This is a genomic window from Cytobacillus dafuensis, from assembly GCF_007995155.1.
Taxonomy (GTDB): Bacteria; Bacillota; Bacilli; order Bacillales; family Cytobacillaceae; genus Cytobacillus; species Cytobacillus dafuensis.
On sequence record NZ_CP042593.1, the window covers coordinates 2969176 to 2986392 of the forward strand.

General features: G+C 34.9%; 20 protein-coding genes. 5 read left to right on the forward strand and 15 right to left on the reverse strand.

Features of this window, described 5'->3' with window-relative positions:
• Positions 1–130: 130 nt before the first annotated feature.
• Positions 131–289, reverse strand: coding sequence for a hypothetical protein (locus tag FSZ17_RS23470; protein WP_185150628.1), 159 nt, complete (start codon positions 287–289; stop codon positions 131–133).
• Between the two features lie 203 nt (positions 290–492).
• Positions 493–645, reverse strand: coding sequence for a DUF2639 domain-containing protein (locus FSZ17_RS14080; RefSeq protein ID WP_082625224.1), 153 nt, complete (start codon positions 643–645; stop codon positions 493–495).
• A gap of 365 nt (positions 646–1010) precedes the next feature.
• Here FSZ17_RS14080 and FSZ17_RS14085 point away from each other — a divergent pair, with 365 nt between their 5' ends.
• On the forward strand, positions 1011–2378 hold the full coding sequence (locus FSZ17_RS14085) for an MATE family efflux transporter (RefSeq protein WP_057771104.1): 1368 nt from the start codon (positions 1011–1013) through the stop codon (positions 2376–2378).
• Between the two features lie 34 nt (positions 2379–2412).
• Here the strand turns inward: FSZ17_RS14085 and FSZ17_RS14090 are convergent, their stop codons facing one another.
• Positions 2413–3186 (reverse strand): SDR family oxidoreductase, encoded by a 774-nt coding sequence (locus FSZ17_RS14090; RefSeq protein ID WP_057771106.1) that lies wholly within the window; start codon positions 3184–3186, stop codon positions 2413–2415.
• 252 nt (positions 3187–3438) lie between these two features.
• Between FSZ17_RS14090 and FSZ17_RS14095 the strand changes: the two genes are divergently transcribed.
• Positions 3439–3921, forward strand: coding sequence for an Hsp20/alpha crystallin family protein (locus tag FSZ17_RS14095; protein WP_057771108.1), 483 nt, complete (start codon positions 3439–3441; stop codon positions 3919–3921).
• A gap of 202 nt (positions 3922–4123) precedes the next feature.
• On the opposite strand, the gene FSZ17_RS14100 is transcribed toward FSZ17_RS14095, so the two are convergent.
• The 5 genes from FSZ17_RS14100 to FSZ17_RS14120 all read right to left on the reverse strand — a co-directional run bounded on the left by FSZ17_RS14100 (position 4124) and on the right by FSZ17_RS14120 (position 8738).
• Complete coding sequence (locus tag FSZ17_RS14100; RefSeq protein WP_057771110.1) at positions 4124–4882, reverse strand: CAP domain-containing protein; 759 nt, start codon at positions 4880–4882, stop codon at positions 4124–4126.
• Between the two features lie 458 nt (positions 4883–5340).
• Positions 5341–6738 (reverse strand): sensor histidine kinase, encoded by a 1398-nt coding sequence (locus FSZ17_RS14105; RefSeq protein ID WP_057771112.1) that lies wholly within the window; start codon positions 6736–6738, stop codon positions 5341–5343.
• Positions 6735–7412, reverse strand: a complete 678-nt coding sequence (locus FSZ17_RS14110) for a response regulator transcription factor (protein WP_057771117.1) — start codon at positions 7410–7412, stop codon at positions 6735–6737. The genes FSZ17_RS14105 and FSZ17_RS14110 overlap by 4 nt, the downstream gene beginning before the upstream one ends.
• Positions 7412–8389, reverse strand: a complete 978-nt coding sequence (locus tag FSZ17_RS14115) for a YncE family protein (protein WP_146846482.1) — start codon at positions 8387–8389, stop codon at positions 7412–7414. Before FSZ17_RS14115 ends, FSZ17_RS14110 begins: the two co-directional genes overlap by 1 nt.
• A gap of 67 nt (positions 8390–8456) precedes the next feature.
• Positions 8457–8738 (reverse strand): hypothetical protein, encoded by a 282-nt coding sequence (locus FSZ17_RS14120; RefSeq protein ID WP_057771121.1) that lies wholly within the window; start codon positions 8736–8738, stop codon positions 8457–8459.
• Positions 8739–8844: 106 nt separating this feature from the next.
• Here FSZ17_RS14120 and FSZ17_RS14125 point away from each other — a divergent pair, with 106 nt between their 5' ends.
• Positions 8845–9084: a hypothetical protein gene (locus tag FSZ17_RS14125; protein ID WP_057771123.1), complete on the forward strand. Its 240-nt coding sequence runs from the start codon at positions 8845–8847 to the stop codon at positions 9082–9084.
• A gap of 394 nt (positions 9085–9478) precedes the next feature.
• Here FSZ17_RS14125 and FSZ17_RS14130 read toward each other — a convergent pair whose 3' ends face one another.
• From FSZ17_RS14130 to deoD, 6 genes are all read right to left on the reverse strand, one after another.
• Positions 9479–10315 (reverse strand): hypothetical protein, encoded by an 837-nt coding sequence (locus FSZ17_RS14130; RefSeq protein WP_057771124.1) that lies wholly within the window; start codon positions 10313–10315, stop codon positions 9479–9481.
• Between the two features lie 104 nt (positions 10316–10419).
• Positions 10420–11343 (reverse strand): CobW family GTP-binding protein, encoded by a 924-nt coding sequence (locus tag FSZ17_RS14135; RefSeq protein ID WP_057771126.1) that lies wholly within the window; start codon positions 11341–11343, stop codon positions 10420–10422.
• Positions 11330–11740: a hypothetical protein gene (locus FSZ17_RS14140; protein ID WP_057771128.1), complete on the reverse strand. Its 411-nt coding sequence runs from the start codon at positions 11738–11740 to the stop codon at positions 11330–11332. The genes FSZ17_RS14135 and FSZ17_RS14140 overlap by 14 nt, the downstream gene beginning before the upstream one ends.
• Positions 11741–12203: 463 nt before the next feature.
• Positions 12204–13667 carry a lmo1851 family serine protease gene (locus tag FSZ17_RS14145; RefSeq protein ID WP_146846484.1) on the reverse strand — a complete coding sequence of 488 codons (1464 nt, stop codon included), beginning with the start codon at positions 13665–13667 and terminating at the stop codon, positions 12204–12206.
• A gap of 859 nt (positions 13668–14526) precedes the next feature.
• A complete protein-coding gene (locus FSZ17_RS14150; RefSeq protein ID WP_057771129.1) occupies positions 14527–15405 on the reverse strand; it encodes a M15 family metallopeptidase in 879 nt (292 codons plus the stop codon).
• Between the two features lie 137 nt (positions 15406–15542).
• A complete protein-coding gene (gene deoD, locus FSZ17_RS14155) occupies positions 15543–16247 on the reverse strand; it encodes a purine-nucleoside phosphorylase (protein WP_057771131.1) in 705 nt (234 codons plus the stop codon).
• Between the two features lie 151 nt (positions 16248–16398).
• Here deoD and FSZ17_RS23945 point away from each other — a divergent pair, with 151 nt between their 5' ends.
• Both FSZ17_RS23945 and FSZ17_RS23950 read left to right on the forward strand, forming a co-directional pair.
• Positions 16399–16524 (forward strand): hypothetical protein, encoded by a 126-nt coding sequence (locus tag FSZ17_RS23945; RefSeq protein WP_267128885.1) that lies wholly within the window; start codon positions 16399–16401, stop codon positions 16522–16524.
• A 14-nt stretch (positions 16525–16538) separates the two neighbouring features.
• Positions 16539–16664 carry a hypothetical protein gene (locus FSZ17_RS23950; protein ID WP_267128886.1) on the forward strand — a complete coding sequence of 42 codons (126 nt, stop codon included), beginning with the start codon at positions 16539–16541 and terminating at the stop codon, positions 16662–16664.
• A gap of 43 nt (positions 16665–16707) precedes the next feature.
• Here FSZ17_RS23950 and FSZ17_RS14160 read toward each other — a convergent pair whose 3' ends face one another.
• A complete protein-coding gene (locus tag FSZ17_RS14160) occupies positions 16708–17016 on the reverse strand; it encodes a YodL domain-containing protein (protein WP_057771134.1) in 309 nt (102 codons plus the stop codon).
• Positions 17017–17217 lie beyond the last annotated feature (201 nt).

Sequence of the window (17217 nt, forward strand, 5' to 3'; positions counted from 1 at the left end):
GCTAATTAGAGTGTTTAAGTTAATTTAATCAATAATGTAACTGTGAAGCTTCAATAAAGCTCCTGTTAAAAAGATCGCATAAGAAAAACTAAGGCATTCGCCGAAAAGACCCCGCGAATGCCAAGTTTTTCTAATTCGTGATATTCGAATCCAATTCATTTGTTCCTTCACTAATTCCCATCTGTGCCATCAATTCTTCTAATTCCTCATTCGTTAGCGTCTCAAAGCGGCCATCATGAAAGATTACTTGTGTCTGATTCGGATTGATTCTGTTTAATTGAAAGTTCATGATTCTCACTCCTTCTTAGAATGATTAATAAAATTCATTATGGGAAATTTTCTTAGATTGTTAATTCTTTATTATATATATTTCACAAATTTTTTTATTCCCATTCCTACTTTTTAAAAGTTCACACAATTGCAAAATCCATTTGTCAAAATGATGACAAATAAAAAAAGCTCCTTTTGAATTAAGGAACTTTTCGCTTATACTTATTTATTTTCTTTATTAATTAATTCAAGATATAAATTTCGCACGATATATGTTTTATACAATTCAAGTTTTCTTAATTCAACAGGATGTTTGCTAATGCCTGATTCCTTTAATTTTTGAATATACCATCCCTTCGATCCCTTAAATGCCATAACTATTCCCCCTCCCATATCCTTGTCCATATAACTATATGCATCTCATTCTTGCTCATAACCATCTAATAAAACTTTTTTCCCGCATTTAACGAGCAGTAAGCCCCCCACCTTAAGATTGAGAGAGAAGTTAGGAAGATAGGTGGGGGACAACTGCCCGTAAAAGCCCGACGACGGACACGATGTCCTAGTCAGGCGAAAGCCACAGGACGTGGCGTTTTGAGCGTGATTGGTTCAACTAACCATCAGTGAGGGATGAAAAAACCCCACTGATGAGAGTTTCACTTTATTTAAAATTTGATTTAAACCTTTCCTACAAGAAATTGTGATATAATTTTCGAATATAAAAGGAAGAGGAGTATACAATGAATCAAACTTTTTCAAGAAAAGGTAAAATTAAGCAACTGCTCATTATTCTAATTCCAATACTAATTACTCAGCTTGCGATGTTTTCGATGAATTTCTTTGACACAATGATGTCTGGCCACTACAGTTCAAAAGATTTAGCAGGTGTTGCTATCGGTTCCTCATTATGGATGCCCGTCTTCACTGGATTAAGCGGAATATTGTTAGCTGTTACGCCAATTGTGGCTCAAAGCTACGGTGGCAGAAAACGTGAGGAAGTAGCATTTTCAGTCATTCAAGGTGTCTATCTTGCTATAATCATGGCGATAATTGTCTTGATTGCAGGAGGATTAGCCCTTAATCCCATTTTAAGCACAATGAAGCTGGAAACGATCGTTCACGAAAAGGCGCACGATTACTTAGTTGCATTAAGCTACGGTATCATTCCATTATTCATATATAATGTTATTCGTTCATTTATTGATGCTTTAGGTAAAACTCGAGTAACAATGTTGATTACTTTATTGGCATTACCGATAAATATTATCTTTAATTATTTATTAATTTTTGGAAAACTTGGATTTCCTGAGCTAGGTGGAGTAGGTGCAGGATATGCAACTGCTATTACTTATTGGCTAATTACATTGATTGCTATATTTATCATTCATAAACATAGCTCTTTTTCAACTTTTGGTATATTTCAGAAGCTCTATTTTGTTTCACTATCAAAATGGAAGGAAATTCTTCTAATAGGAATTCCTATTGGCTTCGCAATCTTTTTCGAAACTAGCATATTTGCTGCTGTTACATTGTTTATGAGTAATTTCAACACAACAACGATTGCTGCTCATCAAGCAGCGCTAAATTTCGCTTCATTCTTATATATGATTCCATTAAGTATTTCAATGGCATTAACGATTGTTGTTGGATTTGAAATTGGTGCAAACCGATATAAGGATGCTAAGCAATATAGCTGGATTGGCATCACAATAGCTGTGATCATGGCATTTCTATGTGGAGTTATTTTATTTTTGCTGCGTACAGAAGTGGCCGCAATCTATACGAAAGACCTTGAAGTTGTTCAGCTTACAGCTCAATTTTTGATTTATGCGATTTTTTTTCAATTATCAGATGCGATTCAAGCACCAGTTCAGGGTGCATTAAGAGGCTACAAGGATGTTAATATCACATTTATTATGGCTCTGATCTCCTACTGGATCATTGGTCTTCCATTCGGTTATTATCTAGCTAATTATACAAGCTGGGGAGCATTTGGATACTGGATTGGTTTAATTGTCGGTTTGGCTATAGGGGCAATTTGTTTAATAAGCAGGCTTATTCATGTACAGAGGAAAAATCTTTTTATGGAGAAAAAAAACGCTGTATAAAGAAAGTGGGGAAAGGATTTTGCTTTCCCCACTTTTAATTCCTAAATACCTTTCCTAACACATCTTTTCCACCAGTGACAGGAATAATGCTTCCAGTAATGAAGTCAGATTTATTATCTATTAAAAAAGAAATGACCCTTGCAATATCTTCACCTGTTCCCGGCCTGCCAATTGGTGTATTTTGATCAATCTTTCCTGTGGCTTGAATAATGTCTCTTTCCTTCCAAGCACCAGTAATATCTCCAGGACATACCATGTTAGCCGTTATTCCATGCTCTGCCTCTTCAATGGCTATCGTTCTAGTTAACGATGCTGCACCACTTTTGGCTGCAGCAAATGCAGACCTATAGATCCAGCCAGGAGTCGTCTCCACTCGATCAAATCCTACAGTAATAATACGGCCCCAGCTATTCTCTCTCATTTTTGGTATTAAAAGCTTTGTTAAATAAAATAATGCATTTAAATTGCCGTTAATAATGTAATTCCAATCTTCAAATGAGTATTCAGTCATCACTTTTCTTTCATGCATATAGGGTCCTGCATTATGAATGAATATATCAATACATGAGAAAAAGGAAAATGATTCTTCTACAATTCTTTGACAATCATTCTGATTAGAAATATTGCCACCTATGGCAATATTCTTAGTTCCATATCTTCTAGTTAACTCATCGGCCAATAAAACAGCTTTCTCCTTGCTTGTACGATAATTAATCACAAGATGAACACCATTTTCAGCAAGTTGATAGGCTGTTCTTTTGCCTATACCAGTTGCTCCTCCCGTAATTAAAGCTGTTTTTTCTCTCACAAAAATACCTCGCAGTTTTCATTTTTTTAATCCTTTATAATAAATATACTAGTTAGAACTACAACGATATGCAAATGAAAAGAAATTAACCTAAAAATATTCTTCATTATTTCTTGTGTTTATAATTTTATTAACGATTGGGTATGTACCTGCATACCTTAAACCATATAAACGAATTGTATGTCACTTTCGTCTTTTTCGATACAAAATTAGATGAGCCTCTTTACAACTGCTCGAAAGGAGGATATCCTTATGTTCCCCTGGAATCTTTTTCCGTTTCATAAAGATATGAAAAATATAAAGGCCCAGATGAATCCAGAAGAGGTTGATAAATATGTCACAGATATAATGAATCAAGTGTTTCCTCAGCAAATGCAAAAGATGCAGGGAATGATGAATCCACAAAGCTTTATGTCTGACTTTAATTACGATACACCGGAAACTCCCAATGATTCTTCTCTCTCTTCCTCCGTTTTTGAAACACATAATAATGTTTTTGTAAGATTGCCAATCAAAGAAGAGCAATGGTTGAAGGATATGAGAATTTATCATACATCCAATCAGTTGATAATTGAACATATACCTGAAAAAGAGGATAAACACTCGATTGTCCTCCCTGCTATTGTGAAAAAAAAAGGTGCTTCCGCATATTATAAGGACGGCATGCTTGAAATAAAAATTCAGAAAAACATCGATATGCAATACTCACAAATAGACGTTTCAGAAATTCTTTAAAAATAAATATTAGAATAACTTGGCATTCGCCAAGTCCTTTTTGGCGAATGCCTTAGTTTTTCTTATGCGAACTTATTAGCAGATATTTAATTAAAAAACACACTTCACTTTAGTACGTTAATAAACTTAAACATTTCTATAAGCCAAAAAAAAGAGCAGCCCATTTATTTGAGACTGCTCTTTTAGATGATTATTTAAATTATTACTTTCCAATAAATTGTTGTGTCCAGTAGTTTCCATCAGCTACATAACCTACACCGATATTTGTAAAGCTTGGATTTAAGATGTTTTTGCGGTGTCCCTCACTGTTCATCCATGCATTAACTACTTCTTCTGGTGTACGTTGACCCATTGCGATGTTTTCACCAGCTGAACTGTATGTGATGCCAAATTGCTTCATCATATCGAACGGTGATCCGTAAGTTGGGCTATTATGGTCAAAATAACCTTTAGTTTTCATATCCATTGACTTTGTACGTGCAACTTTGCTTAAGTTTACATCAAGCTGTAATGCTGGTAAACCATTTTTAGCACGTTCTTGGTTTGTTAAATCCACTACCTTTTGCTCATATGCACTTACTGATGATGAAGCAGGTGTTGATGGCTTTTGCTGTACTGGCTTTTGTGCTGGTTGCTGTTGTACTGGCTTTTGTTGTACTGGCTGCTGTTGAACCGGCTTTTGTTGAGCTGGTTCCTGTTGTACTGGCTGTTGTTGTACAGGTTTTTGAGCTTGTTGCTGATTATACATTTGGTTAAAGTTCCATTGAACGTTTGAATTATTCATATATTTTTGAAGAATGCTATTGATTTGATCCATATTAATATTAGTAGGTTGAGAGTAAAATACCTTAGCTTGTTGAGGTGTTGGACAATTTGATGCTGCGTCTGCCTTATTCACCACTGGATTAGAAGCTAATAAAGCAGCTGCTGCTGCGACTGAAAATAACATTTTTTTATTCATGTATTAAATCCTCCCTGATGTCGAATAATTTTTGTGTTGTTTAACTTGCACAATCATCATAACACAAGGTTTTCGTAATAAAATCGGAAGGATTTAACAAAATGATAGATTCAAAGTCACTATTAGAAAAGTAGAAGAATGAAAAAAAGTATTTTTCTACTAGAAACCTTTACAAATATGGATTTTAAATGGAATGTACTGGATAAGAATGACATGGTTGTATAAACCTCGTTTGGAAATCTGATTAGCTAATTTCCATTATTAAACTAGGAATTCAATGTTGACAGGTTTTAAAACTAAAGACTTGTTTTACTTTTATTACGAAGATGTTACATATGTGAAGGTTTTAAGATAATGAATTAATATGGGGTTTACATTGAGAAAAAAGCAGCAACTCGCTGCTTTTTCATTATGCACGAAATGATTTTGATCATCCTTCATTTCCATTTCGGTTCGCTTTATTCCAAAATAACTGGAAGGTCTATTTTCACAGATGTACCTTCTCCTAATTTGCTTTTAATTGTTAAAGTACCGTTATGAAGATTTACAAGCTTTTCTGCAATAGCTAGACCTAAACCTGTACCCCCATCATTTCTCGTTCTTGCCTTATTAACTCGAAAGAATCTTTGTTTAATTTTGCCCAGATCTTCTTCTGGAATACCTATTCCGGAATCTGTTATTTCAATACAGCAGCCTTCATTCACTTTATAAAGCTTAAGTGATATACCTCCTTCATTCGTATAACGGATAGAATTATCCATTATATTTTGGATTATTTGCTCTATTCGACCTTCATCACCATTAATTATAATGTCTGGATCTAAATCAAATTGAAGCTGTAAGTTCTTTTCTCTCATAATAGGCATATACTTTTGCAAGGAATCCTCAATAAGCTGAGCAAGAGGTAGTGGCATTTTTTCGAGTTTATATTCATCCGAATCTAATTTAGAAAGATCCAGCAAATCTCCTACTAGTCTTTCCATCCTTACTGCCTCTCTATGAATTAAACTTAAATAACGATTGCTTTCTTCCTTTTTAACAATACCTGAAATTAATGCATCACTATACCCTTTTACATAGCTTATAGGAGTTCTTAATTCGTGTGATACATTTGCAAGAAAGTCTTTTTTACGATCATCTTCCTCTTGTATGGAGGTTGCCATGTGATTAAAGGCATTAGCTAACTGCCCAATTTCATCTGTTGAAGCATTATCTAATTTAATTGAATAGTCTCCCCTTGAAACACTTTCAGCAGCTTCTTTCATTTCAAGTAATGGTTTTGTCAGCCTGCGAACAAGATATGTTCCAAAGAAAAGAGCAATTATTAAAAAGAGAAAAGCTGCAATCATCCATAAATAAGCAAAATCAGTTGTCACCTCTGAAATTTTTGCTAAAGGCAAATATAAATAAATGATTCCTTCTAGCCTGCTTTCATCCAATAGCGGGAATACTACAGCCAAAATATTTCGATCAAATCGTTCTTCATACCCTATCTTTTTAACTGGGTTTCCATTAAGTAATTCTTCTCTTTCAGCTCCATTGATAAGTGATTCATAGTCTATTTCGAATGGCAGGCAAGCACTTAACTCTCGAGGATTGCTGACAATAAAAATTTCCGATTCAGATTTTGTGCTATACCATTCAATTTTATCCTTTAACTCTTGCGATAATGGTCCTCCCTCATATTCGCTCGCAAGCCTAGCCCCTTCTTCAATTAATGCAGCTTCAACATTTTTAACATATAGTTTTTCATAAAAAAGATAAGATAAAAAGTATGAATACAAAATCGTAATGACGATTGCAGCTGTTATTGTGAGCCACAGCTTTTTAGCCAGACTATCCTTAATGAAGCTCATTCTGCTGGTACCTCAAACTTATAGCCTATTCCCCATACTGTTTGAATATAATCGCCAACACCAAGCTTCATTCTTAACGTCTTTATATGAGTATCCACTGTCCGCAGGCTTCCGATATAATCGACACCCCATACGTGATCAAGCAGCTGTTCCCTGCTTAAAGCTTGGGATTGATGGTCTACAAAAAATATTAAAAGTTCAAACTCTTTTAATGTCAAAGAGATACTTTTTCCATCTACTGTTACACTTCTCGCTAATCGATCTATCATCATTTTTCCAATATGTAAATAGGACTCATTTTTCATTATGCCAGTCCTTCTTAAAACAGCTTGAATTCTAGCGATTAGCTCGCCGGGACTAAAGGGCTTTACAATATAATCATCACCACCGAGCTGTAGCCCCTTCACCTTATCCCACTCTTCTCCTTTGGCAGATAAAAAGATGACAGGAATATTATATTTCGTTCGAATACTTGCACATACTTGAAAACCATCTTCTTCTGGCATCATAATATCAAGAATAATTAAATTAATAGAAGTACGATTTATTAATTCATACCCTTCCTTGCCACTAGCTGCTGTAAGGCAGTGAAAACCAGAGTTTTCAAGATACATTTCAACAAGATGCCTCATATCTTCCTCATCATCTATTATTAAAATGTTTAACTGATCCATTATTCTCTCTCCCTTAACACTATTTGAAAAGGACCTTTTCCAACAGGAATTGTTTTAATGATTTTCAGATTATCTGGATCAACAAAATGAACATCATTACTGTCATAACCAGCTATCATTATCTTCCTATCTGTGAATACCATTTCAAAAGGGTTTGCACCAACAATCATGGAGTCTAACACTTCACCATCTTCATTGAGCTTGTAAAGCATGCTTGAACCATGGCTCAAAACAAAAACATTATTATTTGATTCTAAAAAATTGACAGGCATTGACGGTGCAGGGATTTTATATTTAAAATCGCCTGTTACGGAGTCATATACATGTATGTCTTTTTCGACTTCTTCTCCAGCTCCATGTCCACCTATCCAAAGCTCATTTTTGTCTTCATTTAGCCATGCACCAGCAGCGGATGGATGGATAGGAAAACTAGCCTTTTTTTCTTTTTTGATTAAATCAATGACTGTAAGCTTCTCTTTATTAAAGCTTAGTACATAAAGAATTTTGCTCTTTTCCGATTCCAAAATCGTAAGAGGATTAAGCTCTGTATTTATTTGACTAGCTTCTTCTCCATTTAAATCAAAGAATCGAATTTTATTTAAATTCTGATCCACGAAAGCAATTTGTGAAGTTGTTTGAAGATACTTTCCATTTACTATCCCTTTACCCGTATTCCAGCTTCCAACTGCTCGTCCAGATTTTAAAGAATAAAGATCAACAGTTTCGACCTGCTTACCATATAGGATAATCGTATCATTATCTGGCAATATTAAAGCACCTGTATAGGGCTTTTCAAGCTTCCAATCCGCAATTTTTTCCATACTATCCAAATTAATGAATGAAACGGACATGTCCTTAATATTGACTGTAGCCGCAATGGAAATATCCTCTGGAATGGACGGGTATCGAGTATTGGAACAAGAAGACAGAAAAACTCCTGCAATAATAATGAAAAGAATTCTCTTTAAATAGTGCACGTTTTTCTCCTCAACAATCTTTTTTCCGTTATTATATCTCTTATATGTGATTAAACTATGAAGTCGATTATGAACTTATATATATATCCTTCATTTGCTCTATATGTAATTGAATTAAAGAAATTTTGCATCCTTCCGAAAGATTTGATTCCATGATGCGTTTTGTCGCGAGATAATATTTCTCAATTGAAGTTTTACGCACTCTAGGATGCGCATTTTCATCCTTTAATTCTCTTCTTATTGCATCGATTAAACTATTTTTTGCATCAAGGTCAGAAGAAAGAAGACGATTTTTCCAAAGTGAACGATATTCTTTTATTAAATACTCATAATTAATAATATTCTCCATATCAACTTGCCTTTCTTTTTTATATTTTTTGCTTATAAAACCATTTTTACATAAATAAATTCAGATATGCAAAAAATATTTAAATAGAACAAGAAAGGAGCTTCATATGAGTACACCATATTGCTGTCCCAATTGTAAAACAAACAGAAGCAGGTTCAATATTATCAGGCAGATTCCACAGTCTGTTAAGCTAGATCCTCTTTCAGGAGATATTATTGAGGAATATTCAAGTGAAAACTTAAGCCCTTTTCATCTAGCATATAAAGGACCAGAAATCAAGGTTCAATGCGGTGCATGTGGATTAATTGAGGATGAAAGAACATTTATCAAATTTGGAGAAAGATAAAGTGAAACTTCCATCAGTGGGGGTTTTCGACGGACAGGACGTGCTAGTGCCGACGTTGCCACAGGACGTATCGATCTTAGTCGGCTTTCATCCCCCACTGATGGTTAGTTGCGGCCCACAGGAAGTGGGTCACGCAGACGTTGCCACACGATGTGGCGCTTTTAGTCTGTGTTCATTTTATGGGCCTTTACGGGCAGTTGATCCCCCACTTTGGTTTCTTTGATTCTCTCGCAACCTTATAGTGGGGGGCTTACTGCCCGTTAATCTGCGATAAAGGGCCTGTCCCGAAAGCAAAGGTGTCAGGCACCACGAACAATATCTAGTTTTAATAAGAGAAAGCGATTCTAGATATAGTTTTATAAGTGGATGCCAGACACCTTAGGGACTACCCCTTTTATTCTTTTTCAGTAATGAAGTGATTATCTTGTAAAAATCTTACACTATCAATTTTCCATGCGTCAGCATGTGAAAAGCGGACTAAATATATTTTCCCTTTAAAATATTTTTTCCCTGCATTTTTCATTATTAATTCGATTTCTACAGGGATTTCTAGACTTAAATCTCCGATAAAATCCTCTACAGGAAGAACCGGCATACGATTCAATTGAATATTGTCTATTCTTTTCACGTATTTTTTCCAATTAATGATTTGTAATGAAAAGATCGAAATTATTTTTGCATCCTGCTGTTTAATCCCAGCAATATAAGCACTTATCACTTCATATGGATCAGCACTTCCTGCATATTCCTTAAGCATGCCCGCAGCTTTTAATATCATTAATTTATGTGATAAATCCATGTAGTTAGTGCGATGAGTTGTACTTCCATAGAAATGAATACAAAAATGTCCGGGAAAATTATTTTCCAAAGCCCCAGCACCATGCGGCATTCCGTGCATAGAAGCAGCAATCCATTGGCCATTATGTATCACAATGATGGCTCGGCGCTTCCAGCTCCATTCTCCACCATATATTTCTTTCATTATTTTTGTTTCTTTCGCATTTAAAGGCTGTACGTCAGCATGATGACTTCCTGCTCGCCGCTGTACCTGAAATTTTTTGCCGGTTTCAATATCCATAACAGTAAATTTACTATATTTTGGTAAAATATTGTTTACATTCTCCCAGGGTATCATTTCAACCTGAATGCCAATTTGATCATTATTTGCAAAAACAATCGTGCTATTTATAAACAAACATATTGATACGAAACATACAATAACTGCCTTCATTTTCTCCACTCAATTTCTAAAATTATTAGTTTACTTCTAGAAGTTTTCCTAAAAAGCAGTTATTGTATTCATCTCAAAATATTTGTGTTTTGACTAAGAACGATTTAATATGAATCCCCTTCTAATTTTTGAAGCTTATTTTCTACAGAATGCCAATCCATTTTTTCACCAATAAAAACTAAATTTAACGGCATATTCATATTTTCTTGTAAAAAGAGTGGCATTCCATATGAATATTGGAAGAGAAAAGGATATTTTGAAGAAGTAAATTTTATATACCCTTTTATCCGATAAATTGTGTCTGGCAGGTTTCTTAAAAAAGCGTCAAATTCTGTTTGATTAACTGGATTTTCGAACTTATAAACATAGGTACTAAGTTTTAGATCCTTGAATACGTGACTTTGTCCAGATGCTTCCTTTTTATTTACCGAGATTTTCTTAACTACATCCATTGGAACTTTTGCAAATGAAGTCAAGATTGCAGTTGCATGAGAATTAAGTGCCTGGATTTCAATCGTAAGTTTAGATTGTTCTCCTTCAGTTAATATGTCTATTTTGTTTAACAAAATTAAATCCGCATGACGAACCTGTTCAATTAAAAGCTGCTGTACTTGAGGACTTAATGTTTTGCGGTTCAGCCAACGATTTCCATCAACAACGGAAATTATCCCTTTTACATTTAGCTTATCTGCAAAAAGAGGAGATAAAACTGCGTCTAATACTTCTATTGGATGTGCTGCACCTGTTGCTTCGATATAAATAACTTCAGGCTTCTCGTTCATGATCAGCCCCTGAAGCTGGGATTCTAATTTATCCTGAATCGAACAGCAAATACAACCATCAAGAAGTTCCTTTAAGGGCACATCATCATCGACTGCATCAGAGTCTATAGACACTTTCCCAAGCTCATTCATCATGACTGCAACATTGCGATTTTGCTTCTTTTCCTCTATGAGAAGCTGCTTCAATAAAGTTGTTTTTCCACTTCCTAAAAAACCTGCTAACACATATATTTCAGTTTTCTTCATTTATTTCTAACTCTCCCTTGTGATCTTCCCACATCTCTAAAATTATCCTTTTGATTTTTTTCTCTAAAGCTTGTAAATTTAATGTAATTAAATATCCGACTGTATGGAACATTTCCTGTTTACATTTCCAAATAGGGATATATGCATTAGGAAAATACACATTTTCTTTTTCAACACCTAACTCAATATACGACTCATAGCTCGAGTTAAATATATCACCTTTTGAGGCAGGCTTACCTTTTTTCTCACGAATCAATTCAATGACAACGATTTCATTGATTCTATGAAAGTCTTCTTTAAAAATTTGTTTAAGTTTATTTCCAAGAAGTTCACATTCAGCTTCAATATTAGCTACCTCTTCTCGTATCTGATCATTCAGGTGAACAATTAGTTTCAAAAAAATCACCTCATTGCTAAATTCCGTTATGTTTTAGGACTATTTGCTTATCTACATATTGCAGATTAACAAGCAGTAAGAGCTCCACGTCATCTAAAAACACATTTTATCTGATTTTATTAATCCTTTCAAACAAAAGGGATGACAAATATATGGATGAACAGAAAAAAGCGGATAAAACTAACTCGCATGATTATTACTGTTGGATAGAGTAGTATAATCTATTTCCAGTGTGTTTTGTCATAAATAAATGTCAACTGGATTAAAATAGAAGGCACTTTCCATGATGAGGAAAGTGCCTTTTATTCACTATTCATTAAAACGGGCAGTAAGACCCCCACTTCAAGGTTGCGAGAGAATTAAAGAAACCTAAGTGGGGGATCAACTGCCCGTAAAGGCCCGATTGGTTCAACTAACCATCAGTGGGGGATGAAAGAAAACCCCCACTGATGGAAGTTTCACTTTATGAGCCCATTTCTTGCTTTAAAACTTCAGTTGCTTTTTGAATTTGCGTATCATTTTTTTCGAGTTTTTCTCTTAATCGCTCCATAAGTTTAATGGTTGATTCACCTTTTAATATACCATTTACCTCAAGTTTTTCAGCCGATTGGAATGCTTCTACAGCTTCCTTTGTCTTTTCATCAAAGAAGCCATCCTCCCTGCCTGGATCATATCCGATAGCTTTTAACATCTGCTGAGCTGATTTAACCTGTGCAGATGAGGTGGAAAGTTTTAATTCCAGATCAGGATTAATAATCGGCAAGGAAGCATAATCCGGCAAAGCTACTTCATAGTCGGGTTTAATTCCTTTTTTGTGAATCCAATTCCCATTCGGGGTTAACCATTTTTCAGTAGTAAATTTCATATTTGAACCATCTGAAAAATCCTCAGCACGCTGAACAGTACCCTTACCAAAGGACTTCTCCCCAACTAATGGAATATCTGCTGATTCTTTAACCGCACCTGCAAGTATTTCAGAAGCACTTGCACTTCCTTTATCAATGACGACAACTAGAGGAATATCAGGAAATTTTGATCCTTCTGATTTGACTTCCTTTCGATTTCCATTTCGATCCTCAATTTGGAAAATATTTTTCCCTTCTGGAACAAATAGGCTAGAAATCTCAACCGCTTGGTTTAATAAGCCACCAGGATTTTGCCTTATATCTAGAATTAACCCCTTCATTCCTTTTCCTTGTAATTCGTTTAAGGTTTCGATCAATTCCTGTGAAGTATTTTCTGAAAAAGAGGTAATTTGAACTTTCGCTATTCCATCTTCAAGCATTTCACCATAAACCGTTTCAATTGGAATCGTATCCCTGATGATTGGAACATTTATCGCTTCGTCCATCCCAGCTCTCTGAATAGACAGCTCTACTTTTGTTCCTTTTTTCCCTCTTATTAATGTAACTGCTTCCGAAGCACTCTTACCCTGTAAGCTCTTTCCATCTACTGATAAAACTTTATCATTAGGCTTTATACCAGCTTTTTCTGCTGGAGAGCCTTTAATAGGTGTAACAATCACAATATTCCCGTTTTGTTCTTGGACTTCTGCACCAATTCCTTCAAATGATGAAGAAATGCTTTGATGGAAGCTATTAGCCTCATCAACTGTCATATAGTCTGAATACGGATCTTCTAATGCATCCACCATCCCATTAATGGCACCGTTAATTAATTTTTCATTATCAACCTCCTGATAATAGGAGCTTGTTAGTGTATCATAAGCATCATAAAACTTATTAAAATCACTTCTATTTTTGCTTAAATTTACGGCCTTTTCATTGCCAAGGGTAAGTGCTAACGCAGTAATACTTACAGATAAAATAACAATCATGATCATTAGAATGATGAAAGGAAACTTTTTCATGCGAACAAATCCTGTTTGTTTTTGAGTTGATTCCTGATTCATTTCTTTTTCTTCCATACTCCTCACCACTTTCATCTTAGAAAGACTTGGGCATTCACTACGTTCCTCCTGTGAATGCCTTAGTCTTTCTTATGCGATATTTTTAGCAGAAACTTTAGTCAAAATTTCAATTTAACTTAAGAATGTTAATAAATTTATCCTTTCCCTTTAGCTTAGAAAGACTTGGGCATTCGCTACGTTCCTCCTGTGAATGCCTTAGTCTTTCTTATGCGATATTTTTAGCAGAAACTTTAATCAAAATTTCAATTTAATAAGAATGTTAATAAATTTATCCTTTTCCTTTAGCTTAGAAAGACTTGGCAATCGCCACGGTCCTCCGGCGAATGCCTTAGTCTTTCTTATGCGATATTTTTAGCAGAAACTTTAATCAAAATTTCAATTTAACTTAAGAATGTTAATAAATTTATCCTTTCCCTTTAGCTTAGAAAGACTTGGCAATCGCCACGTTCTTCCGGCGAATACCTTAGTCTTTCTTATGCAATACTTTTAGCAGAGACATATCAAAACTTCATATTTATTTAAGTATGATAAAATTATAAACTTTTCAATAAAGCCCGAAAAATTTTCCGCAAAAAACCTTTATTGAATAGGATACCATTTTTATCATGAAATGAAAAAAGAAAACTGACAAGTATAAAAAATTTTTTCACAAGAATAAAGTGAAACTTCAATCAGTGGGGGTTTTCCTTCATCCCCCCACTGATTGTTAGTTGAACCAATCGGGCTTTTACGGGCTGTTGATCCCCCACTTAGAAATTTATTCTTAACTCAACTTCTTGAAGTGGGGGTCTTACAGCCCGTTAATCTGCGATAAAGTTTTTCTTTTGCCCAAAAAAAGTCAGACAATGTCTGACTGCTAGATTTTCTTCACAATTTCAAAATATTCTTCAAGTGTAAGTTGTTTTTGATAAATTGTTTTTGCTGCTTCCTTACCTACATAGCGTAAATGCCAAGGTTCATATTTATACCCAGTAATCCCTTCTTTTCCTTTTGGATATCGAATAATAAAACCGAAGCGATGAGCATTTTCGGCAACCCATTTCCCTTCAATTGTTTCACCAAATTGTTCAGAGAGCTCAAAATTCGCACTTTGGCTTGAAATGTCTATCGATAAACCAGTTTGGTGTTCACTGCTGCCTGGTATTGCAACAGCTTGAACGGCTTTCTCTTCCCCATATTTTTTAACCTCTGCATTAAATACGGCAGTTTGCCTATCGAAAGAACGATAGCCAGAAACGGCAAATAAATTAAGGCCTTGTTTTTCTGCATCAGAAAACATTGATTCTAGAGCTGTAGCTGCTTGTTGACGCAAATAACTTTTTTCAATGTCCTGATCTCCGAATGAGAAAGGAACCTTAGGGCGTACTAAATCTGAAGGTGCATAGCCATCTGGAAGGCTGTATTGTTTATTGACAAGCACCAATTGGTTTGTTGGATTTTGAATAATCTTTTTCCCGTCTACTGTTTCAATGTCGTTAAAGAAAGCAGCTTCAAGAGCAGGGATATCATTTTCTTTTTCTTTTATTTCGCCATTCTGAGTTTCCTTTACTTCCTGAGAGCTTTTCTTACTTTCTTCATTGTTAGTACCTTCGTTTGATACATCTTCTCTATCGGAAGGTTCTTGGGAGTTTTGTTCTTTTTTTAGAAAAGGAACTTTTTCCGAAAAGGTCTCAATGGTACTACAGCCAGTAAGTAACATTAAAGTACAAGCTGTTATTGCTAGTTTTTTTTTCATTTTTTCACCTGTTTCTAATTACTTTTAACCGCCATTTATTTTAACATGAATGGGGAATATATTTCAGAATTAAGTTTTGCTCCAATTTATGGAAGGAAAAAACTGGCTCAAATGATTGAACCAGCTCGATAAATTTATTATTCTTTAATAACTGCTTCAAGAGCAACTTCGATCATATCATTGAAAGTTGTTTGTCTTTCCTCAGCTGTTGTTTCTTCACCAGTTAGAATATGATCACTTACTGTTAATACAGATAATGCCTTTCTGTCAAATTTCGCAGCAAGTGTGTATAGAGCTGATGTTTCCATTTCAATGGCCAAAATCTGATATTTTGCCCATTTTTCCAATTCAGAATTGTCATTATAGAACATATCTGATGTAAATACATTTCCTACTTTAAGATTGAGCCCCTTTTCAAGACCAGCATCATATGCTCGCTTTAATAGCTCAAAATTAGCAGTTGGAGCAAAATCTACTCCTCCAAAAGTAAGTCGATTCATTTGTGAATCAGTAGATGCTGACATAGCAAGAATTACATCTCTTACTTTAACATCTTTCTGAATTGCACCACATGTACCAACTCTCACCAAATTTTGTACATTATAGTTATTCATCAATTCATTTATATAAATCGAAATGGACGGCACTCCCATGCCAGTCCCTTGAACAGAAATTCTATGCCCTTTATATGTCCCGGTGTAACCAAACATGTTACGGACTTCGTTATAGCATGTTGCATTTTCTAAAAATGTTTCTGCAATATATTTAGCTCGTAGCGGATCCCCAGGTAGAAGAACCGTTTCAGCAATTTCATTTTCTTTAGCACCAATATGTATACTCATTGAAAAACCCTCCTATAATATCAAAGCTTAATTAGAACTGCCTTCAAACACTATACCATAAAACAATCCTGCTTAAAAACAATCAACTTTTAGCATGTTTTCAAAATAAACGGGAACGCTATTTATAGCTTTCTAGAAGGAGGTTGCCACAATGCCTAAGGAAATGAGTAAAAAATTAAGACAAGCGGTTCAGCACGCAAATGAAACGAACCCTTCATCAAGATCGAATACCGAGCCTAATACTTCTAAAACAGTAAAAACAAAAAGTAATAAGTAATTCGGAGGGAAAAAATGGGTAAAAAACATCGAAATCGAATCAATTCACCAAAAAAAAATAATCATGCCCCACCAGAAGCCATAATTGCCGAGCAGGAAGCACATGGAAAAGAATTTGCTGCTAACAAACGAAAAAAATAGATAGGTTTCAGATAGAAGCAGGAGAGTACGTGCTCTCCTATTCCTATCTTATGTGAACACGGTTTATTTCTTTCCATCCACCTGGTCTTAACTGATAATAATAATGCCCCTTTCGCCCCTCATCAATAGATAAAATATCTCCTGTAGAGATAAATCTTCCCTTAAAATCAGCAGGAATTAAATCTGGAACATTAAATTTAGCAAAAACGGAATCCATACAGTTAACATGATCTGATCCTTGAATCATGAGTCGATATACTTGCTGATACCCTTTACTTTGGCGAAATTCTGGCGTTTGAAATATCGTCACATCATAATTTTTCTTTTTATTCCTTGTTAACTCTTTCAACATCGCGATCCCCCTAAAAGTTTCTCGCAAACGATATCAATTACAACATCAATGACTTAGCCTCTCTTTTCGGGATCGCTCTTGTCGTTTCCTTCATCAAAAAAAAACTACTTTTGTCGATTAATGATTATAAAATGATTAGGAGCTATTAGCCAAAAAAATAAATCAGCCTATGTACAGGCTGATTTACTTGCAAATCTATCA